At 76.2% G+C, this 19,698-nt stretch carries 22 protein-coding genes; 10 read left to right on the forward strand and 12 right to left on the reverse strand.

Going from position 1 to position 19,698, the window contains the following annotated elements; translation table 11 throughout:
• Positions 1 to 111: 111 nt before the first annotated feature.
• Complete coding sequence (gene ybaK, locus RTG05_RS16925; protein ID WP_166526089.1) at positions 112 to 585, forward strand: Cys-tRNA(Pro) deacylase; 474 nt, start codon at positions 112 to 114, stop codon at positions 583 to 585.
• A gap of 97 nt (positions 586 to 682) precedes the next feature.
• Here the strand turns inward: ybaK and RTG05_RS16930 are convergent, their stop codons facing one another.
• Positions 683 to 2,233, reverse strand: coding sequence for a fused MFS/spermidine synthase (locus RTG05_RS16930; RefSeq protein WP_315911979.1), 1,551 nt, complete (start codon positions 2,231 to 2,233; stop codon positions 683 to 685).
• A 1-nt stretch (position 2,234) separates the two neighbouring features.
• Complete coding sequence (locus RTG05_RS16935; protein ID WP_166526090.1) at positions 2,235 to 2,981, reverse strand: SOS response-associated peptidase; 747 nt, start codon at positions 2,979 to 2,981, stop codon at positions 2,235 to 2,237.
• 133 nt (positions 2,982 to 3,114) lie between these two features.
• Between RTG05_RS16935 and RTG05_RS16940 the strand changes: the two genes are divergently transcribed.
• Genes RTG05_RS16940 through RTG05_RS16955 form a run of 4 tightly spaced genes read left to right on the forward strand, consistent with a single transcriptional unit; the run spans position 3,115 to position 7,867 of the window.
• A complete protein-coding gene (locus RTG05_RS16940) occupies positions 3,115 to 4,575 on the forward strand; it encodes an NAD-dependent succinate-semialdehyde dehydrogenase (RefSeq protein WP_166526091.1) in 1,461 nt (486 codons plus the stop codon).
• 48 nt (positions 4,576 to 4,623) lie between these two features.
• On the forward strand, positions 4,624 to 5,892 hold the full coding sequence (gene aroA / locus RTG05_RS16945; RefSeq protein WP_166526092.1) for a 3-phosphoshikimate 1-carboxyvinyltransferase: 1,269 nt from the start codon (positions 4,624 to 4,626) through the stop codon (positions 5,890 to 5,892).
• Positions 5,862 to 6,908: a ribosome small subunit-dependent GTPase A gene (rsgA, locus tag RTG05_RS16950; RefSeq protein WP_166526093.1), complete on the forward strand. Its 1,047-nt coding sequence runs from the start codon at positions 5,862 to 5,864 to the stop codon at positions 6,906 to 6,908. Before aroA ends, rsgA begins: the two co-directional genes overlap by 31 nt.
• A gap of 59 nt (positions 6,909 to 6,967) precedes the next feature.
• A complete protein-coding gene (locus tag RTG05_RS16955; RefSeq protein WP_166526094.1) occupies positions 6,968 to 7,867 on the forward strand; it encodes an alpha/beta hydrolase fold domain-containing protein in 900 nt (299 codons plus the stop codon).
• Between the two features lie 39 nt (positions 7,868 to 7,906).
• Here the strand turns inward: RTG05_RS16955 and RTG05_RS16960 are convergent, their stop codons facing one another.
• Positions 7,907 to 8,443, reverse strand: a complete 537-nt coding sequence (locus RTG05_RS16960; RefSeq protein WP_166526095.1) for a DUF2087 domain-containing protein — start codon at positions 8,441 to 8,443, stop codon at positions 7,907 to 7,909.
• Positions 8,444 to 8,495: 52 nt separating this feature from the next.
• Between RTG05_RS16960 and RTG05_RS16965 the strand changes: the two genes are divergently transcribed.
• Positions 8,496 to 8,672, forward strand: a complete 177-nt coding sequence (locus RTG05_RS16965; protein WP_166526096.1) for a DUF2795 domain-containing protein — start codon at positions 8,496 to 8,498, stop codon at positions 8,670 to 8,672.
• Positions 8,673 to 8,694: 22 nt separating this feature from the next.
• Positions 8,695 to 9,501, forward strand: a complete 807-nt coding sequence (locus tag RTG05_RS16970; RefSeq protein ID WP_166526097.1) for an inositol monophosphatase family protein — start codon at positions 8,695 to 8,697, stop codon at positions 9,499 to 9,501.
• Positions 9,502 to 9,563: 62 nt separating this feature from the next.
• Here the strand turns inward: RTG05_RS16970 and RTG05_RS16975 are convergent, their stop codons facing one another.
• From RTG05_RS16975 to RTG05_RS17000, 6 genes are all read right to left on the reverse strand, one after another.
• The gene (locus RTG05_RS16975) at positions 9,564 to 9,737 is read right to left on the reverse strand and encodes a hypothetical protein (protein ID WP_166526098.1); all 174 of its coding nucleotides are present in this window, start codon (positions 9,735 to 9,737) and stop codon (positions 9,564 to 9,566) included.
• Between the two features lie 11 nt (positions 9,738 to 9,748).
• Positions 9,749 to 11,188 (reverse strand): FGGY family carbohydrate kinase, encoded by a 1,440-nt coding sequence (locus tag RTG05_RS16980; RefSeq protein ID WP_166526099.1) that lies wholly within the window; start codon positions 11,186 to 11,188, stop codon positions 9,749 to 9,751.
• Positions 11,185 to 11,688, reverse strand: a complete 504-nt coding sequence (locus tag RTG05_RS16985) for an XdhC family protein (RefSeq protein ID WP_166526100.1) — start codon at positions 11,686 to 11,688, stop codon at positions 11,185 to 11,187. Before RTG05_RS16985 ends, RTG05_RS16980 begins: the two co-directional genes overlap by 4 nt.
• A 73-nt stretch (positions 11,689 to 11,761) precedes the next feature.
• Complete coding sequence (locus RTG05_RS16990) at positions 11,762 to 12,550, reverse strand: alpha/beta fold hydrolase (RefSeq protein ID WP_166526101.1); 789 nt, start codon at positions 12,548 to 12,550, stop codon at positions 11,762 to 11,764.
• The gene (locus RTG05_RS16995; protein ID WP_315911980.1) at positions 12,547 to 13,584 is read right to left on the reverse strand and encodes an aldo/keto reductase; all 1,038 of its coding nucleotides are present in this window, start codon (positions 13,582 to 13,584) and stop codon (positions 12,547 to 12,549) included. Before RTG05_RS16995 ends, RTG05_RS16990 begins: the two co-directional genes overlap by 4 nt.
• Before the next feature lie 22 nt (positions 13,585 to 13,606).
• Complete coding sequence (locus tag RTG05_RS17000; protein WP_166526103.1) at positions 13,607 to 14,386, reverse strand: aldo/keto reductase; 780 nt, start codon at positions 14,384 to 14,386, stop codon at positions 13,607 to 13,609.
• A gap of 111 nt (positions 14,387 to 14,497) precedes the next feature.
• Between RTG05_RS17000 and RTG05_RS17005 the strand changes: the two genes are divergently transcribed.
• Positions 14,498 to 15,907: a cystathionine beta-synthase gene (locus RTG05_RS17005; RefSeq protein WP_166526104.1), complete on the forward strand. Its 1,410-nt coding sequence runs from the start codon at positions 14,498 to 14,500 to the stop codon at positions 15,905 to 15,907.
• Entirely contained in the window at positions 15,904 to 17,040 is a 1,137-nt protein-coding gene (locus RTG05_RS17010; RefSeq protein WP_166526105.1) for a cystathionine gamma-synthase, read from the forward strand. The genes RTG05_RS17005 and RTG05_RS17010 overlap by 4 nt, the downstream gene beginning before the upstream one ends.
• Here RTG05_RS17010 and RTG05_RS17015 read toward each other — a convergent pair.
• Positions 17,037 to 17,906, reverse strand: coding sequence for a polysaccharide pyruvyl transferase family protein (locus tag RTG05_RS17015; protein WP_166526106.1), 870 nt, complete (start codon positions 17,904 to 17,906; stop codon positions 17,037 to 17,039). The genes RTG05_RS17010 and RTG05_RS17015 overlap by 4 nt on opposite strands.
• 104 nt (positions 17,907 to 18,010) lie before the next feature.
• Between RTG05_RS17015 and RTG05_RS17020 the strand changes: the two genes are divergently transcribed.
• Positions 18,011 to 18,520: a VOC family protein gene (locus RTG05_RS17020; protein WP_166526107.1), complete on the forward strand. Its 510-nt coding sequence runs from the start codon at positions 18,011 to 18,013 to the stop codon at positions 18,518 to 18,520.
• Positions 18,521 to 18,532: 12 nt separating this feature from the next.
• On the opposite strand, the gene RTG05_RS17025 is transcribed toward RTG05_RS17020, so the two are convergent.
• Together RTG05_RS17025 and RTG05_RS17030 are read right to left on the reverse strand one after the other, a co-directional pair.
• The gene (locus RTG05_RS17025) at positions 18,533 to 18,805 is read right to left on the reverse strand and encodes a GNAT family N-acetyltransferase (protein WP_315911981.1); all 273 of its coding nucleotides are present in this window, start codon (positions 18,803 to 18,805) and stop codon (positions 18,533 to 18,535) included.
• Between the two features lie 67 nt (positions 18,806 to 18,872).
• Positions 18,873 to 19,688, reverse strand: a complete 816-nt coding sequence (locus RTG05_RS17030; protein ID WP_166526108.1) for a bacteriorhodopsin — start codon at positions 19,686 to 19,688, stop codon at positions 18,873 to 18,875.
• Positions 19,689 to 19,698 lie beyond the last annotated feature (10 nt).

Genomic DNA, 19,698 nt, shown 5'->3' on the forward strand with positions numbered 1-19,698 from the left:
GGCCGCCGGAGCGCGGGGCGCTGGCGGGCGCTGGTGGAGAGGGTGTTGCTCACGGGGGGTCCAACCGTGCGGTCAGGGGTCCCCATTCCCTGCCGAACTAGGGTCGGTCGCGTGGCGGCGACCCCCGCGGTGCGGGCCCTCGAGCGGGCTCGGGTGGCCCACGGCCTGCACTCCTACGACCCGGACCACGCCGCCGGGCAGGGGCACGGGGAGGCCGCGGTGGCCGCGCTGGGCACCGACCCGCGGCAGGTGTTCAAGACGCTGGTCACCCGGGTGGACGGCACTCTCACCGTGGCCGTCGTCCCGGTGGCCGGCAGCCTGGACCTCAAGGCGTTGGCTGCTGCCACCGGCGGGCGGCGGGCGGCGATGGCCGAGCCGACCGACGCCGAGCGGGCGACCGGCTACGTGGTCGGCGGGATCAGCCCGCTCGGGCAGCGGCGGGCCCTGCCCACCGTCGTGGACGAGTCGGCGCTGGGCTTCGCCACCGTGCTGGTCAGCGCCGGTCGCCGAGGGCTGCAGGTGGAGCTGGCGCCCGCGGACCTGGTGCGACTCACCCGGGCCCGCACCGCCGCCATCGCCCGGTGAACCGCTTGCCCCCGCGATCATGGAGCCCGGGAAGCGACACACCGCCGCTGGTCGGCGTGTCGCTTCCCGAACGCCGTGATCGCCGAGGAACGGCGGGTCAGGAGCCCGGAGTCGTGTACGGGGTGAGCAGCTGGTCGACCGGCGCGTGGTCGTCGGTGAGCACCCGGGCGTCCCCGACGAACTCCGCCAGCCGCGCACCGGACGCGACCTGCCAGTCCAGGCCCCGGTCGCCCAGCGCGTCGCCGACCGCGTCCAGCGGCAGCGGTTCCCGGGAGGCGAGGACGACGACGTTCCCGCCGGCCTCCCCGGCCAGGACGGCCTCCCGCGCGAGCAGCGCGACGTGCGGGAAGACCGCGCGCAGCGTGGCCAGCTCGGCGCGGACGAAGTCCAGCGGCGGGTGGTCGATGAGGTTGGCGGCGTAGACGCCGTCGTCGGCTAGCGCGCGGTCGACCAGGCCCAGCGCCTCGACCGTGGTCAGCTGCCAGGGCACCGACAGCCCCCCGAAGGCGTCGCCGACGACGAGGTCGCGCTGCCCCGCCGGCTCCTGCGCCAGCGCCACCCGGGCGTCGGCCACCTCGACCCGCAGCCCGCCGGTCTCGGTCAGCCCGAGCTGCGCGCGGTCCAGCTCCACCACCCCCGGGTCGACCTCGACCACCAGGCTCTCCGTGCCCGGCCGGACGGCGGCCAGGTAGCGCGGCAGCGTGGCCCCGCCGCCGCCGAGGTGCAGCGCCGACACCGGGTCGCCCGCCGGTGCGGTCACGTCGGTCACCGCGGCGATCGCCCGGACGTAGTCGAACTCCAGGTGCGTCGGGTCGGCGAGGTCGACGTAGGAGTGCCGCAGCGTGTCCAGCAGCAGCACCCGGCCGGTCTCCCGCTCCGGGTCGGCCACCACCCGGGCGCAGTGGTAGGCGGTCTCGGCCGCACACCGGCTCGGCGCGACCGCGGCGAGCAGCGTGCCGGCCAGGGCGAGCAGCAGCAGGGTCGCCGGCACCCGCCCGGCCGCACCACCGGTGCGCCGCCGCAGCAGCACCCCGACGGCCAGGCCGGTGGCCACGGTGACCAGCCCGGTGCCGACCATGATCCCGCTAGTCGGGAAGAACGCGACGAGCAGGAATCCGGTGAGGAAGGTGGCGGCGATCCCGCCGAGGGTGCCGATGCCCGAGAGCCGGCCGACCACCGAGCCGGTCTCGGCGAGGCTGGCCAGCTGCAGCTTGACGACCATCGGCGGCACGGCCGACAGCAGCGCGGCCGGGACGACGACGGCGACCGCGGCCAGCAGCAGCACGCTGCCGGCGTCCGCGCCGGTGAGCACCGACCCGGCGAAGCGCACCAGCGGCAGGACGGCGACGACCAGCGCGCCGCCGGCGACCATCAGCGGCGCGATCAGCCGGCGCGGGTCGGTGCGGTCGGCCAGCGCGCCACCCATCCAGGCGCCCACCGCGATCGCGGCCAGGGCGAACCCGATGACCGACGTGCTGGTCTGCAGGGTGATGCCGACGTAGGGCGCGATCAGCCGCAGCCCGGCGATCTCCAGCACCAGCACCGCGCCGGAGGACAGGAAGGTGACGACGGCGGCCACCCAGTCCGGCAGGGCGGCGGCGCCGGCCCGGGGCCCGGCGCCGGTCACGGCCTCCTCGGTGCCGGTCACCTCAGAAGAGGGCGGGCTGGTCGGCCGGTGCGGCGACCGCCTCGACGCGGGCGATCAGCTCGGCGCCGTTGTTCTTCACGCTGTTCACCGCGGTGCCGACCGGGCGCAGCTCCAGGCCCTCGACCAGCTCCGGCGGCGTGGGCGCGGCCAGCTCGGCGACGTCCTCGCGGGCCGGGTCCAGCCAGGCCGCCCAGCGGTCGCGGGGTAGCACCAGGGGCATCCGGTCGTGGATCTCCGCGAGCGCGCCGACGGCGGGCGCGGTGACCACCGTGCAGGTGTAGAAGCGGTCGTCGCCCTCGCCCCACACCTCCCACAGGCCGGCGAAGGCCAGCACCGAGCCGTCGCGCGGGGTCGTGTAGTAGGGCTGCTTGCCGGGGCCGTCCAGCTTCTTGGCCCACTCGTACCAGCCGTCGGCCGGCACCAGGCAGCGCCGGGAGCGGGCCGCGCGCCGGAAGGCCGGCTTCTCGGTGAGCGACTCGACGCGGGCGTTGAGCATCCGGTTGCCGACCGAGGCGTCCTTGGCCCACGAGGGCACCAGCCCCCAGCGGACGGCGCGCAGCTCGCGGTGCCCCGCGCCGGTGGGTGCCCCCTCGGCGTCCCGCTCCCGCTTGTGCCGGACGACGTAGACGTCCTTGGTCGGGGCGACGTTGTAGTCCGCCGGCAGGGGGGCCTGCCCCTCGGCCGGGACCGCCTCGAACTCCAGGACGAGGTCCTCGGGGCGGCGGCTGGCGGCGTAGCGGCCACACACGGTGGTACCTCCCGGTCGGGCCGGACGATGCGGTCGCCTGCGACTGTATGCGGGACCGGGGACGGTCCCCGGCTGCGGGAGACCGGCCGGCCGGCGTTCGACGTCCCGCCGTCGAGCGACGAGGATCACCCTCGTGACCGCGACCCAGCACCCCCCGACCGAGCACCCGAAGACCGCCAGCGAGTCCGGCGAGCGCCGCTACGCGACGGTCAACCCCTTCACCGGGGAGACGGAGCAGGAGTTCGACTACACGCCCACCGACGAGATCGACGGCATCGTCGGGCGCGCGCACACCGCCTACCAGGAGTGGCGCGAGCGGTCGGTCGAGGACCGCGCCGCCGTCGTCCGCCGCGCCGCGGAGCTGATGGACGAGCGGCGGGCCGACCTCGCCGCCCTCATCACCACCGAGATGGGCAAGCGCGCCGAGGAGGCCGTCGGCGAGCTGAAGCTGTGCTCGATGATCCTGCGGTACTACGCCGACAACGGCCCCGCATTCCTCGAGCCGACGTCCATCACGCCGATGATGGGGAAGGGCGAGGCGGTCGTCGAGACCCGGCCGGTCGGCGCCCTGCTGGCCATCGAGCCGTGGAACTACCCCTTCTACCAGGTGGTCCGGGTCGCCGGCCCCAACCTGGTGCTCGGGAACACCGTGATCCTCAAGCACGCCGAGAACGTGCCGCAGTGTGCGATGGCGGTCGAGCGGCTGTTCACCGACGCCGGTGCCCCCGCGGGCGTGTTCACCAACACCTTCCTGCGGATCGCCGACGTCGAGCAGGTCATCGCCGACCCGCGGATCCAGGGCGTCACGCTGACCGGCAGCGAGCGCGCCGGCAGCGCCGTGGCGGCCCTGGCCGGCAAGCACCTCAAGAAGTCGGTGCTCGAGCTCGGCGGCAGCGACCCGTTCATCGTGCTCGACGCCGAGGACATGGGCGCCACCGTCAAGGCCGCCACCATGGGCCGGATGCAGAACACCGGCCAGGCGTGCACGGCGTCCAAGCGGCTGATCGTCACCGAGGAGCTCTTCGAGCCGTTCGTCGAGGGCCTCAAGCAGGCGTTCGGCACCTTCGCCCCCGGCGACCCCGCCGACCCGTCGACCTCGCTCGCCCCGCTGTCCAGCGAGCGCGCGGCCCAGGACCTGCACGCCCAGATCCAGGACGCGGTCGACAAGGGCGCGACCGTCGTCGCCGGCGGCAGGCGCCCCGAGCACCCGGGCGCCTTCGTCGAGGCCACCATCCTCACCGACGTCACCCCCGAGATGCGGGCCTACCGCGAGGAGCTCTTCGGTCCGGCGGCCGTCGTCTACCGGGTCAAGGACGCCGACGAGGCGGTCGCGCTGGCCAACGACAGCGACTTCGGCCTGGGCGCCACCGTCATGAGCGGCGACCTGGACCGCGCCCGGTCCGTGGCCGACCGGCTCGAGGCCGGCATGGTGTGGATCAACCAGCCCACCGGCTCCTCCCCCGAGCTGCCCTTCGGCGGGGTGAAGCGCTCCGGCTACGGCCGCGAGCTCTCCGAGCTGGCGGTGTTCGAGTTCGCCAACCGGCGGCTGGTGCGGACGGTGCCGGTGAAGAAGGCCGAGCCGGCCGGGGGCTGAGCGCGGGTGGCCGTCGCCCCGGCCTGGCCACCTGGGCAGGATGGACCCGTGAGCCAGGTCTGGGCGACGCCGCACCGCGCCACCCCGGTGGACGCCGTCGTGCCGCTGCCGGGGTCGAAGTCGCTGACCGCCCGGGCACTGGTCCTGGCCGCGCTGGCCGACGGGCCCGGCCGGCTGGTCCGCCCGCTGCGGGCCCGCGACACCGACCTGATGGCCGCCGGGCTGCGCGCCCTGGGCGTGCGCGTCGACGACGACGGTCCCGACTGGGTGGTCACCCCCGGGCCGCTCCGCGGGCCGGCCGAGGTCGACGCCGGCCTGGCCGGCACCGTGCTGCGGTTCCTCCCGTCGGTGGCCGCCCTGGCCGACGGCCCGGTGCGGGTGGACGGCGACCCGCGGCTGCACGAGCGACCCAACGCCGGGCTGCTCGCGGCGCTGCGCGACCTCGGGGTGCGGGTGGAGGACGGCGGCCGCGGGCGGGCGCCGTTCACCGTGCACGGCACCGGGCGGGTGCGCGGCGGGCCGGTGACCGTCGACGCGAGCGAGTCCTCGCAGATCGTCTCCGGGCTGCTGCTGGCCGCCGCCCGCTTCGACGAGGGGCTCGACCTCGCCCTCACCGGCGGGGTGCCCTCGATGCCGCACGTGGAGATGACCGTGGCGGCGCTGCGCGAGCGCGGCGTCGACGTGGCCCCCACCGACCGCGGCTGGCGGGTGGCCCCCGGCCCGGTCGCCGCGCGCGAGGAGGTGCTCGAGCCGGACCTGTCCAACGCCGCCCCCTTCCTCGCCGCGGCACTGGTGACCGGCGGGCGGGTGACGGTGCCCGACTGGCCGGCGTCCACCACCCAGCCCGGCGGGCGGCTGGACGCGCTGCTGGGCGCGATGGGGGCGACCGTGCAGCGCACCGACGGGGAGCTGCGGGTGACCGGCGGCCCGACGGTCCGCCCGCTGGTCGCCGACCTCGGCGAGGTGGGTGAGCTGACGCCGGTGCTCGCGGCGCTGTGCGCGCTGGCCGACGGCCCCTCCCGGCTGACCGGCATCGGCCACCTGCGCGGCCACGAGACCGACCGCCTGCAGGCCCTCGACGAGGTGCTCACCGCGGTCGGCGCGACCGTCGAGCAGCTGCCCGACGGGCTGGTGGTCACCCCGGGACCGCGCCGGCCGGCGGTGCTGGACTCCTACGCCGACCACCGGATGGTGCACGCCGCCGCCGTCCTCGGGCTGGCCGTCGAGGGCGTCGAGGTGCGCGACCCGGGCGCGGTCGGCAAGACGCTGCCGGACTTCGTCGACCGGTGGGACGCGATGCTGGGGGCCGGGCACTGAGCGGCCGGCGGCACGACAAGCGGTCGGACGAGGACGACGTCCGGGTACGGCCCGGCCGGCGCGGCTCGCGGCCGCGCACCCGGACCCGGCCGGCCCACTCCGGCGCCGTCCCGGGCCTGGTGGTCGCCGTCGACCGCGGCCGGATGACGGTGCGGGTCGGCGGCCCGGACGGCGCCCCGGTGGAGGTCACCGCGATGCGTGCCCGCGAGCTCGGCAAGCACGGCGTCGTCGTCGGCGACCGGGTGCGGTTGGTCGGCGACACCAGCGGGCGCACCGACTCCCTGGCTCGCATCGTCGCCATCGAGGACCGCACCACCTCGCTGCGCCGCACGGCCGACGACACCGACCCGACCGAGCGGGTGGTCGTCGCCAACGCCGACCAGCTGGTCGTGGTCACCGCGGTCACCGACCCCGACCCGGCGCTGGGCTTCCTCGACCGCTGCGTGGTGGCCGCCTACGCCGGCGGGCTGGAGCCGCTGCTCTGCCTCACCAAGACCGACCTGGCCAGCCCGCAGCCGCTGCTCGACCGCTACGCCGGCCTGGACGTCGACGCCGTCCCGATGTCGCGGGAGGCGCCGCTGGACGCGCTGCTGGAGCGGCTGGACGGGCGGATGAGCGTGCTGGTCGGGCAGTCCGGCGTCGGCAAGTCCACGCTGGTCAACCGGCTGGTGCCGGACGCCTTCCGGGCCACCGGCGACGTGAGCAAGGTGGGCAAGGGCCGGCACACGTCGTCCTCGGCGGTGCTGCTGGACCTGCCCGGCGGTGGGACGGTCATCGACACCCCGGGCATCCGCTCGTTCGGCCTGGCGCACGTGACCGCCGAGGACGTCGTCGCCGCGTTCGACGACGTGGCCGAGGCCGCGGTCGGCTGCCCGCCCGGCTGCGGGCACACCGCCGAGGACCCCGACTGCGCACTGGACGCCTGGGCCGACGCCGGCCCGCCCGCCCGGCGGGAGCGGCTGGAGAGCCTGCGCCGGCTGCTGGACGCCGTCGGCCAGCTCGGCCCGGGGTACTGAGCTCCCGCGACGGGTGGCCGACCCCGGCGGCACGGACCGGCTCGGGTAGAGAGACCCCCGTGCCGAGTCCCGCCAGCCGCCTGCTGCCCCCGCTGTTCCGCCTGTTCGGCTTCCGGCGGGAGTTCGAGGACCCGGCGGCCATGCTGCGCGGCGTGCGGGACCGCCAGGTGCGGCCGATCCCGTTCGGGCCACCGCGGGGACTGCGCTCGGTCCGGATCGAGGTCGACGTCCAGCACGACACCGGCTGGCCGGTGTACCGCGTCCTGCCGCGGTCCCGGACGCCGGTCCGGTCCGCCGTCTACGTGCACGGGGGCGCCTGGGTCAACCAGATCCACCCGCTGCACTGGCGGCTCGTCGCCGGGCTCGCCGCCCGCACGGGCACCGGGTTCACCGTGCCGATCTACCCGCTGGCGCCGGTGGGGACCGCGGCGACGGTCGTGCCCCCCGTCGCCGACCTGCTCGCCGCCCTCGTCGACCGGTACGGCGCCGGGCGGGTCGCCGTCCTGGGTGACTCGGCGGGCGGGCAGATCGCGCTGTCCGCGGCGCTGCTGCTGCGTGACCGGGGCGTGCCACCGCTGCACCGGACGGTGCTCATCTCACCCGCGACGGACCTGACCCTGGCCAACCCCGAGATCGACCTCGTCGAGCCGCACGACCCGTGGCTCGCCCGGCCCGGCACCCGCGCCGCGATCGAGCTGTGGCGGGGCGACCTGCCGCTCACCGACCCCCTGGTCAGCCCCCTGTTCGGCGACCTGGCCGGCCTCGGCCCGCTGACCGTCTTCAGCGGCACCCGGGACATCACCAGCCCGGACACCCGGCTGCTGGTCGGCCGCGCCCGTGCCGCCGGGGTGCAGGTCGACCACCACGAGGAGCCGGGCCTGGTCCACGTGCACCCCCTCCTGCCGGTGTCCGAGGGTCGGCGGGCGCGGCGGCTCCTGGCCGACGTCCTCGCCGGCTGACCCCGCCGCCGGGTGGAGCACGGCGCCGGGGGTGCGCTCTCAGACGTCGACCCAGCCGCCGATGCGCCAGTAGAGGCCGGCCTCGCGGGTGAGCAGGCCCTCGTCGACCAGGTAGCGGCGCAGGGCGGCGGTGTCGGGGTGCCAGACCGCGAGCAGCGCGTTGACCTCCCGCTCCGGGTAGCGGACGCCGGCGTCGAAGACCCGGACGAGGTGCTCCAGGACGACGCGTCGCTTGCTGTGCTGCGCCGGGATCGAGACCAGCCGTCCCTCGCGGACGAACGCGGACAGCACGGCGTCCTCGGCCGGGTCGGCCGACAGCGGCTCCGGCGGCGGCGCGGCCTCGGCGGCGGCCCGGGCCGCCGCGCCGAAGTGCGCGGTGAGCAGCTCGAGCCCGTGCCCGTCGCGGCGGACCAGGCCGGCCCGCCCCAGCCGGCGCGCGGCCAGCGCCACGTCCCTGAGCGGCAGGCCGGCGACCTCGGCGACCCGCTCGAGCGTGCCGGCACCCAGCGCGAGGGCGGCGACGACCTTGAGCCGGGTCGGGTCGGCCAGCAGCCCGGCGATCGTCGCGGCGTCCACTCCCCGACCGTATCCGCGCATCGCCGGCTCCTGTCAGGGGTAGCCGGGGGTCATGGTGAGCCCCATCGAGATCCAGAAGGCCCTCAAGGGCATGGACTACCCGGCCAGCAAGCAGCAGATCCTCGAGCACGCCAAGGGCAGCGACAAGGAGGTCGTGGACGCACTGGAGAAGATCGACGACCGGGAGTACGACGGGCCCAGCGGGGTGAGCGCCGCGGTCTTCGACTGAGCGCCCGCTAGGTTCGGTGCCCATGACACCGGGCCGGGACTACACCGGGGACATGCACCTGGCGCACGTGCTGGCCGACCAGGCGGACTCCATCAGCCTCGACCGCTTCCGTGCCCAGGACCTCCGGGTCGACACCAAGCCGGACCTCACGCCGGTCACCGACGCCGACCGGGCCGTGGAGGAACAGCTGCGGATCACGCTGGCCCGGGCGCGCACCCGGGACGCGGTGCTCGGCGAGGAGATGGGCGCGACCGGCCACGGGCCGCGGCGCTGGGTGCTCGACCCGATCGACGGCACCAAGAACTTCGTGCGCGGCGTGCCGGTGTGGGCCACGCTCATCGCGCTGTTCGACGGTGACGAGCCGGTGGTCGGGCTGGTCTCGGCGCCGGCGCTCAACCGCCGCTGGTGGGCGGCCAAGGGCGTCGGCGCCTGGACCGGCCGCCGGCTGGAGTCCGCCGCCCGGTGCACCGTGTCGGGGGTGGGCGCGCTGGGCGACGCGAGCCTGTCCTACTCCAGCCTGTCCGGCTGGGAGGAGCGCGGCCTGCTCGGCGGTTTCCTCGACCTCAGCCGGGCGGTGTGGCGCACCCGCGGCTACGGCGACTTCTGGAGCTACGTGCTGCTCGCCGAGGGGGCGGTGGACCTCGCCTGCGAGCCGGAGGTCTCCGTCTGGGACCTCGCCGCCCTCGACGTCATCGTGCGCGAGGCCGGCGGGGCGTTCACCGACCTGTCCGGGACGCCGGGCCCCGCCGGCGGCAGCGCCCTGGCCAGCAACGGACTGCTGCACGACGCCGCACTGGACGTGCTGCGCCCCGCACCCGAGGCGGCCTGAGGCCCCCCTGCAGGGTCCCGCCGCGAGCCTGCGAGCGGCGGGGGGCAGGGGGGGGTCCTTGCTCAGCGGCCGGTGCCGGGGCCGCGACCACCCTGGAAGCGGCGGCGGGCGTCGTCGATCTTCGCCCGGGTCTTCGGGTCCTTGGCCAGCTGCTGGGCCTTGGCCGTGGCCTGGTCGATGACCTGGCGACCCTTCGGGGTGTTGGCGAACTGGACCAGCTTGGTGATCAGCGACACGCCGGTGCTCCTCACGTCGTCGGGGCGGCTGCTCCACCCTCCCGCTCCGTCCAACGCGGCGCGGACGTCGCCCGTTCCGCCATCCAGCGGTCGCGGACCGCGGCGAGCTCCGGCGCCGCCCGCGGCTCGACCGGCCGGCCGGCCTCCTGCCGCCGCGCCACCGGCACCCCCGTGCCGCGCGCGGCGAGCAGCGCGGCGCCCACCGCCGAGGCGCTGCGCAGCGGCAGGTACCGCACGGGGACGGCGAGCACGTCGGCGAGCAGCTGCCGGACGACGGCCGGGCGCCCGCCCCCGCCGGTGAGCACGACCGGCCCCTCCCCGCCGAGCAGCTCCGCCGCCGCCCCGACCGCCAGGACGACGCCCTCCACCGCGGCACGGGCCAGCTCGGCGCGGGTCGTGCCGGCGGACAGCCCCGTCCACGCGCCGCGGTCACCGGGCCCCGCGACGCCGCCGCGCTCGCCGGTGAGGAACGGCCGGAACAGCACGCCCCCGGCGCCGGGCGGGACGGCCGCAGCGGCGTCGAAGAGCTCGGCGGCGGTCAGGCCGAGCACGCCGCACACCCAGGACCAGGCCAGACCGCCGTTCTGCAGCGCGGCCATCGCGTACCAGCCGTCCTCGACGTCGGCGTAGCCGTGCACCGGGGGGTCGTCGGCCGGCGCCGGCGTCCACCCGGGCCGCAGCACCTGCGCGCCGGTGCCCAGGTTGACCTGCCGGCCGGTCCGGGTGCCGGCGGCGAGCAGCGCCAGCGGCGTGTCGGCGCCGCCCACGACCACCGGCACCTCGCCGACCGGCAGCGCGGCGGTGCCCACGAGCTCGGCCGACGGCCGCACCGCGGGCAACAGCCGCGGGTCGACGCCGGCGGCCTCCACCGCCGGGACCGACCAGGCGTCGGCGACCACGTCCCAGAGCAGGGTCGCCGAGGCGTCGCTGCGGTCGGTCACCAGGGGGTCGGCGTCCGGCACGAGCGTCGCGCGGACGGCGTCCTTGGGGAGGAGCACGGCCGCCGCCCGGCCCACCAGCGCCGGCTCGTGGGTGGCCAGCCAGGCCAGCACCGGGCCGGTCATCCCGGGCACCAGCGGGTTGGCCAGGCGTGCGCGGGCGCCGTCGGGCAGGGCGCGCCAGCGGTCCACCTCGGCGGCGGCCCGGCCGTCCGGCCACAGCACCGCGGGACCCAGCGGGACGCCGGCGGCGTCGACCAGCACGGTGCCGTGCATCTGCCCGGACAGGCCCAGCCCGGCGACCCGGCGGCCGGCCAGCAGCGGCGCCAGCCGGGCCAGCGCGTCGTCGAACGCCGCCCGCCACGCGGCCGGGTCGGTCTGCGCCCAGCCCGGGTGCGGGCGGCCGACGTCGTAGCCGGCCTCCGCCTCGGCGACGACCGCCCCGGAGCCGTCCAGGGCGACCAGCTTGAGCCCGCTCGTGCCGACGTCCGCCCCGAGCAGGACGGCGCTCACCGCGGCCGGTGCGCCGGGCCGCCGTCGCGGCCGTTGCGGTCGGCCAGCAGCCCGGCCAGCGTGGCGAGCGCGATCTCCGCCGGGGTGCGCGAGCCGATGTCCAGCCCGATCGGCCGGTGCACCCGGGCGACCTCCGCCGGCGGCACCCCGAGTGCGGCCAGCGCCGCCACGTGCGGCCCCTCGTGCCGCGGGTTGCCCATCACCCCCACCCAGCGCACCGGCCGGGCCAGCGCGTCCCGGAGCACCTCGCCGAGCTCGGGCCGGTGGTGGTCGGTGACGACCACGTCGGCGTCGGCGAGGTCCTCGACGAGGTCGGCCAGGGTGAGCACCCCCGCACCCCGGGCGGGGTCGGGGTCGAGCAGCACCGTGCGGTAGCCGAGCTCGGGCGCCCAGCGCAGCAGCACCTCGGCCACCGGCGAGGCGAACACGGCGACCAGCACCCGGCTCGGCCGCTCGGCGGACGGCGCCCCGTGCGCCACCCCGCAGGCCGGGTCGGTCACGGGTCCTCCTCGCTGGCGCTCGTCGGCCACGTGACCGCCGGTGCTGTGCCTGTTCGTGACCTCGCGAGCTCGGTCACGCCGCCTCCCCGAGGAAGTCGGTCAGCGCCGCGGCGAAGGCCGGGGTCCGCAGCGCGGTCGAGTGGTCACCGGGGACGAGGGTCACCCGGGCCCCGGGGATGGCCGCGGCGAGCGCCTCCGGGCGGCCCGCGAGCGGGTCGGCGTCGCCGGTGAGGACCAGCGTGGGCGCGGTGATCGCGGCCAGGTCCACCGCGCGGGTGTGCACCGCACGGGCGTGCGCGGCCAGGGCCCACCGGTCGGCGCCGAGGGCGTCGGCCATCCGGCGGAACGCGACGGTGGCCGGGTCGCGCACCTCGGTGACGTCGGCCGTCTCCAGCGCGGTGGCCAGCCCCGCCATCAGGACGCGGTGGTGCTCCGCGCTGCCGGGCTCGACGAACGCGGCACCGGCACCGCCGACCACCAGCCGGCGCACCCGGCGGTCGGTGGCCGCGGTCAGCATCGCGACGGTCGCGCCCATCGAGTAGCCGGCCAGGTCGAGGCAGTCGTGGCCGAGTGCGTCGGCCACCCGCCGCAGGTCGTCGGCCATCCGGAGCTCCCCGTAGGCGGCGGGGTCGTGCGGCTTGTCCGACCGGCCGTGCCCGCGGGCGTCGACGCCGACGACCTCCCGCCCCGCCGACAGGAGGACCCGCACGGTCCCGGTGCCGACCCAGTTGAGCCGGGTGTCGGCGACGAAGCCGTGCTGCAGGTACACCGGCGGCCGGTCACCGGGGACGCCCCACCGGTGCACGGCGACCTCGACGCCGTCGGCTCCCGGCACCCGCTGCACCGTCGCCGGGGCGGTCACGCGGCCTGCTCCGGGCTGTCGCCGTAGGTGTACCCGGCGTCCGCGTAGCGGCCGCCGATCGCCACCCCGGGCGGGGCGATCCGGGCCAGCCGGGCGAGGTCGTCGTCGGACAGCTCCAGGTCGGCGGCGCCGACGTTCTCCTCCAGGTAGCCGCGCCGCTTGGTGCCGGGGATGGGGACCACGTCGTCCCCCTGGGCGAGCACCCAGGCCAGGGCCAGCTGCCCGGACGTGCAGCCCAGCTGCCCGGCCAGGTCGCGGACGGCGTCGACCAGCCGCAGGTTGGCCGCGAACGCCTCGCCGGTGAACCGCGGGTGGCCGCGGCGCCAGTCGTCCTCGGCGAAGTCCTCGGGGCTGCGGATCGCGCCGGTGAGGAAGCCGCGGCCCAGGGGACTGAACGGCACGATCCCGATGCCGTGCTCGCGGGCGACGCCCAGCACGCTGTCCCCGGCGCCGGAGCTCTCCAGGTCGCGGGTCCACAGCGACCACTCGCTCTGCAGCGCCGTGATCGGGTGGACGGCGGCCGCGCGGCGGACCGACGCGGCCGACGCCTCCGACAGCCCCAGGTGCCGGACCTCGCCCCGCTCGACCAGCTCGGCCATCGCACCGACGGTGTCCTCGATGGGCACCCGGGGGTCCACCCGGTGCTGGTAGTACAGGTCGATGACGTCGACGCGCAGCCGGCGCAGGCTCGCCTCGGCGCAGGCCCGCACGTTCTCCGGGCGGCCGTCGACCACCATGCCGCCGCGGTCGTCCCTCGACAGCGAGAACTTCGTCGCCAGCTGCACCTCGTCGCGCCGGCCGGCGACGGCCTGGCCGACCAGCTCCTCGTTGTGCCCGTCGCCGTAGACGTCGGAGGTGTCGAGGAAGGTGACGCCGAGGTCGAGGGCGCGGTGGATCGTGGCGAGGGACTCGTCGCGGTCGGCGGCGCCGTAGGACTGGCTCATGCCCATGCAGCCCAGGCCGAGGGTGGAGACGGTCAGGCCACCTCCGGGGACGTCGCGGCCGAGGGTGCGGGTGCCGACGGGAGAGGTCACCACGGCATCCTCACCGGCCCGGTCACGAGCGCGCCAGGCCGTCGATGCGGGCGACCTCCTCGGCGGACAGGGTGAGGTCCCCGATAGCCAGGTTGGCCCGGATCCGCTCCGGGGTCGCGGACTTCGGGATGACCACGATCTCGTGCTCGACGTGCCAGCGCAGCACCACCTGCGCGGGGGTGACCCCGTGGGCGTCGGCCACCTCCTGCAGGACCGGGTCGGCCAGGTCGGTGTTCCTGAACGGGCTGTACCCCTCCAGCACGACGCCGCGCTCCCGGTGCCCGGCCGCCACCGCCGGGTCGTGCTTCGCCGGCGCCCAGCTGACCTGGTTGACCTGCGGGGTCACACCGGTCGCCTCGGTGAGCCGGTCGACCTGGTCGAGGGTGTAGTTGCTGACGCCGATGGCGCGGGCCCGGCCGGCGTCCCGGGCGGCCACGAAGCGCTCCCACAGGTCCTCGCCGGGCCCGCCGGGCGGCGCGTGCACCAGCCACAGGTCGACGGCGTCCACGCCGAGGGCGTCCAGCGACTCGCTGAGCGTCTCGTCGGGACGGTCGGCCTGCCGGGGGTGCAGCTTGGTGGTGAGGAACACCTCGTCGCGGTCCACGCCGGACTCGCGCAGGGCCCGGCCCACCTCGGCCTCGTTGCGGTACATGGTCGCGGTGTCCAGGTGCCGGTAGCCGGCGTCCAGGGCGGTGCGGACGGCGTCGAGGCACTCGGTGCCGGTCATCTGCCAGGTGCCGAAGCCCAACAGCGGCATGGTGCCGCCGTCGCGGAGCGGCACGGTGGGGACGGTCGGGGTCATGCCGGTCCGGTGCCCGCCACCCGGCCGGCCGACACCCGACACGGCGCCCCGTCGGGGAGGATGGTCGGGAGGAGGGCGGCGACCGGCCGGCCCACCGAGGAGGGCGTGGCCGTGCAGTACGTCGAGAACGTCATCGAGCTGGTGGGCAACACCCCGCTGGTCCGGCTGACGTCGGTGACCCGCGACCTGGGGCCGGACGCGCCCCTGGTCCTCGCCAAGGTCGAGTACCTCAACCCCGGCGGGTCGGTGAAGGACCGCATCGCCGTGCGGATGGTGGACGCCGCCGAGGCCAGCGGCGCCCTGCGCCCGGGCGGGACGATCGTGGAGCCCACCAGCGGCAACACCGGCATCGGCCTGGCGCTGGTCGCCCAGCAGCGCGGCTACCGCTGCGTGTTCGTCTGCCCCGACAAGGTGGGCAAGGAGAAGATCGACGTCCTCAAGGCCTACGGCGCCGAGGTGCACGTCTGCCCGACCGCCGTGGACCCGATGGACCCGCGGTCCTACTACTCGGTGTCCGACCGGCTGGCCCGGGAGACCCCCGGCGGGTGGAAGCCCGACCAGTACGCCAACCCGGCCAACCCGCGCTCGCACTACGAGTCCACCGGGCCGGAGATCTGGGCGCAGACCGAGGGGCGGGTGACCTGCTTCGTCACCGGCGTGGGCACCGGCGGCACGATCAGCGGCACCGGCCGCTACCTCAGGGAGGCCTCCGGCGGGCGCGTGCGCGTGGTCGGCGTGGACCCGGAGGGCTCGGTGTACTCCGGGGGCACCGGCCGCCCCTACCTGGTGGAGGGCGTGGGCGAGGACTTCTGGCCCGAGGCCTACGACCGGACCATTGCCGACGAGATCGTCGCGGTCAGCGACGGCGACTCCTTCACGATGACCCGGCGGCTGGCCCGCGAGGAGGGCCTGCTGGTCGGCGGCTCGTGCGGCATGGCGGTCGCCGGGGCGCTGCGCGCCGCGGAACGGCTGACGAAGGACGACGTCCTGGTGGTGCTGCTGCCCGACGGCGGCCGCGGCTACCTCGGCAAGATCTACAACGACGAGTGGATGGCCGACTACGGCTTCCTGGAGCAGGCCACCCAGGGGACCGTCGGGGAGCTGCTCGCCGAGAAGGGCGGGGCCACCCCCGAGCTGGTGCACACCCACCCCAACGAGACGGTGCGCGAGGCCATCGACATCCTGCGCGAGTACGGCGTCAGCCAGCTGCCGGTCGTCCGCGCCGAGCCCCCGGTGACCGCCGGCGAGGTGGTCGGGTCGGTCGAGGAGAAGACGCTGCTGGACGCGCTGTTCGCCGGGCGGGCCAGCCTGTCCGACCGCGTCGAGCGGCACATGTCACCGCCGCTGCCGATCATCGGTGGCGGCGAGCCGGTCAGCGCCGCGGTCGCCGCGCTCGGCACCGCGGACGCACTGCTGGTGCACGAGGAGGGCAAGCCGGCCGGCGTGGTCACCCGCCAGGACGTGCTCGGCCACCTGGCCTCCACGTCGACTGCCGGCCCGGCTCCTACGGTCGAGGCATGACCGGATTCAACACCCGCGCCATCCACGCCGGGCAGGACCCGACCCCCGCCACCGGCGACGTCGTCGTCCCGCTGCACCTGGCCACCACCTTCAAGCAGGACGGCGTCGGCGGGTTGCGCGGCGGCTACGAGTACGCCCGCAGCGCCAACCCCACCCGGACCGCGCTGCAGGAGGCGCTCGCCGCGCTGGAGCAGGGCCGCACCGCGCTGGCGTTCGCCTCCGGCCTGGCCGCGGAGGACACCCTGCTGCGGGCGGTCTGCGAGCCGGGCAGCCACGTCGTCCTCGGCGGCGACGCCTACGGCGGCACCTACCGCCTCATCGCGCGGGTGGCCGCCCGGTGGGGGGTCGAGCACACGCCGGCCGACCTCAACGACCCCGAGGCGCTGCGGGCCGCGATCCGGCCGAGCACCCGTGTCGTGTGGTGCGAGACGCCGACCAACCCGCTGCTCAACGTCGCCGACATCGCGCTGACCGCGTCGGTGGCGCACGAGGCGGGGGCGCTGCTCGTCGTCGACAACACCTTCGCCTCGCCCTACCTGCAGCAGCCGCTCACGCTGGGCGCCGACGTCGTCGTGCACTCCACGACGAAGTACCTCGGCGGGCACTCCGACGTCGTCGGCGGCGCGCTCGTGGTCGACGACGACGAGCTGGCCGAGCGGCTGGCCTACCACCAGAACGCGATGGGCGCGGTGTCCGGGCCGCTGTCGGACTGGCTGGTGCTGCGCGGGATCAAGACCCTCGGCGTCCGGATGGACCGCCACCAGGCCAACGCCGCCCGCGTCGCGGAGTTCCTGCTCGGCCACCCGGCGGTCGCCTCCGTGCGCTACCCCGGCCTCCCGGACCACCCGGGGCACGAGATCGCCGCGAAGCAGATGTCCGGGTTCGGCGGGATGCTGTCGTTCCGCGTGGCCGGCGGGGAGGACGCCGCGCTGCGGGTCTGCGAGCGGGCCCGGCTGTTCACCCTCGCGGAGTCCCTGGGCGGGGTGGAGTCGCTGATCGAGCACCCGGCGCGGATGACCCACGCCAGCGCCGCCGGCTCGCCGCTGGAGGTGCCCGGTGACCTGGTGCGGCTGTCGGTGGGCATCGAGGACGCCGAGGACCTCCTCGCCGACCTGGACCAGGCCCTCGCCTAGCCGGCCAGCTGCTCGGCGAACCAGGCCCGGGCGCGGGCGTTGCCCTCCCGGCCGCGCCCGGCCGCCGCGCGCACCCGGCCGTCCAGCGCCCCGGACAGGGCCCGCTGCAGGGCGGCGTCCAACGCCTCGGCGGTGACCTCCTCGGCGGGCAGCACCAGGGGCCAGTCCAGCGCCGCCGCCTGGGCGGTCACCTTCGCACCGCCGGCGATCGGGTCGCAGGCCACCACCGGCCGGCCGTGCTTGAGGCCGAGGACGAGGGCGTGCAGCCGCATGCTCACCAGGACGTCGGCCCGCCGGACCAGCGCCTCGACCTGGGCCGGGCGGCGGGCGTGCGGCTTCTCGTAGAGGTCCATGTCCAGCTCGAACCAGGGCAGCGCGCGGTCGGCCAGCCACTCCTCGATCGCCCCGCGGACCCGCTCGGCCTGGCTGCGCTCCCCGTACTCGCCCTGCGCCGGCGTGAACGCCACGGCGAGCACCGGGGCGTCCGGGTCCGGGCCCTCGACGGCGAGGTCGGGGCGGGCCAGGCCGGCCGCGTCGCGCTCCCAGACCCGGTGGAACAGGCCGCGCGCGGACTCCTGCACCACCGAGACGTTGACCGCCCAGCGCCGCGCGCCGGCGAAGGCGGCGGTGAGCTCGCGCAGCAGCGGCCGGTCGGCCAGTGGGCCGCTCACGAAGACCAGGTGCGTGTAGCCGGCCGGGTCGACGTCGCGCCAGTCCACCCCGCGCTGCAGGTAGGGCGCCCAGGCGACGTCGTGGTCGACGCCGGCGTCGGTGAGCCAGCCGGCCACCACGTCGGCGCCGAGCTCGTCGCCCACGGTGGCGATCACCTCGTCGAAGCTGAACCACCCGGCGAGCAGGACGCGCATGCACGCCACGGTCGCACCGGCAGGTGACGGGGACACGTCCGGGGAACGAGATCTGCGTCGCAGCGGTTGACGCGAGCACCACCGCCCCCCGAGGAGGACGTCCCGTGAGCAGCACCGACAGCGCCCTCGACCCCGCCGCCCTCGAGCAGGAGCGCGCCCGCATCCGGGCCGCCAACCTCCGGCCCGCCGGCGAGCGGCCGGCCTCCACCGCCCGCGGGCTGCACCACACCGCGCTGATCAGCAGCGACGTGGAGCGGACCGTCCGCTTCTACCAGGACGTGCTGGGGTTCCCGCTGACCGAGCTGATCGAGAACCGGGACTACCCCGGCTCCTCGCACTTCTTCTTCGACATCGGCCACGGCAACCTGCTGGCCTTCTTCGACTTCCCCGGGCTGGACGTGGGCCCGTACGCCGAGGTGCTCGGCGGCCTGCACCACGTGGCGATCAGCGTCGACCCCGACCGCTGGCAGGAGCTGGTCGCGCGGCTCACCGACGCCGGCGTCCCGCACGAGGTGCACAGCGGTGTGTCGGTCTACTTCCGCGACCCCGACGGCGCCCGCCTCGAGCTGATCGCGGACCCGCTCGGCGAGATGTACGGCCACCAGGTGCTGTGAGGGGCGGGGCCGTCAGCCCGCGTCGACGAGGTCGGCGTAGTCGGGGTGGCGGTCCAGCCAGGCGCGGACGAACGGGCACAGCGGGACCGCCCGCAGGCCACGGGTCCGGACGTCGTCGAGCGCGCCGCGGACCAGGCTGCTGCCCACCCCACGGCCGCCGGCGGCCGGGTCCACCTCGGTGTGGGTGAACACGACCCGGTCGCCCTGGCGCCGGTAGGCGGCCAGGCCCAGCACCCGGTCCCCGTCGCTGACCTCGTAGCGGGACTGCTCCGGTACGTCGCGCACGCTGGCCTCCACGAGGGCGCCAACCACCGCCGCGTCACCGCTGTTCCGCCGCGGCAGCGCGGGGACCTCAGGCGCGCTCGTGCTCCGGGTGCGGCCCGGGGCCGGTCGCCACCTCCAGAGCCGGGGGGTGGCCGTCCGCGGCGCTGCGCAGCCGGCACAGCTTGGCCAGCATGACGCCGTAGAGCACCTTCGAGCCGACGTCCGCGGCGGTGAACAGCAGCTGCACCGCCACGGCGGTCGACGCCGACGTCGAGAAGGCCGGCAGCAGGTAGGCGATCGGGTACAGGCCCCAGAAGAAGACGACGACGAAGACGAGGTTGCGCGCGGTGGTCGCGGCCTCCGGCGCCAGGTACGCGCGGGCACCGAGCAGTCGGGGCACGAGGGCGGCGAGCAGCACGACGAACGGCGGCGTGCCGAGCAGCCCCCACAGCAGCAGCGTGCCGTCGTCGCGGCCGGCGGAGAACTGCCCGACCCAGCCGCAGAAGACCATGAGCACGCCGCTGCTGACCAGGACCACCCTGAGTCGCTGCGCGACCGACCGGGTGAGGTCCAGGGCGTACAGCACCTGCACCAGGAGCACGGGCACCGTGACGAACCAGTTGACGTAGCGCAGCCCCCCGTCGAAGCGGTTCGGCGTGCGGACCATGTCGGCGCCGGCCTGGGCGAAGGCGAGGTCCCAGGACTGCCCGAGCCGGAGGAACAGGAAGCCGCTGGCCGCCATGACCGCCAGCGACAGCCAGGTGGCGGTGCGGTACCGCGGCGCGATCTGGTCCTTGCGGGACAGGAAGTACAGGAAGCCGACGATGTGCGCGCCGAGCGCCACGGCGAAGGCGTGGGCGACGATCGCGTGCTGCGTCGGGCTGAAGACGAGGTCGTTCTCCACGGAGCTCCTC

Source organism: Geodermatophilus sp. DSM 44513 (assembly GCF_032460525.1).
Lineage (GTDB): Bacteria > Actinomycetota > Actinomycetes > Mycobacteriales > Geodermatophilaceae > Geodermatophilus.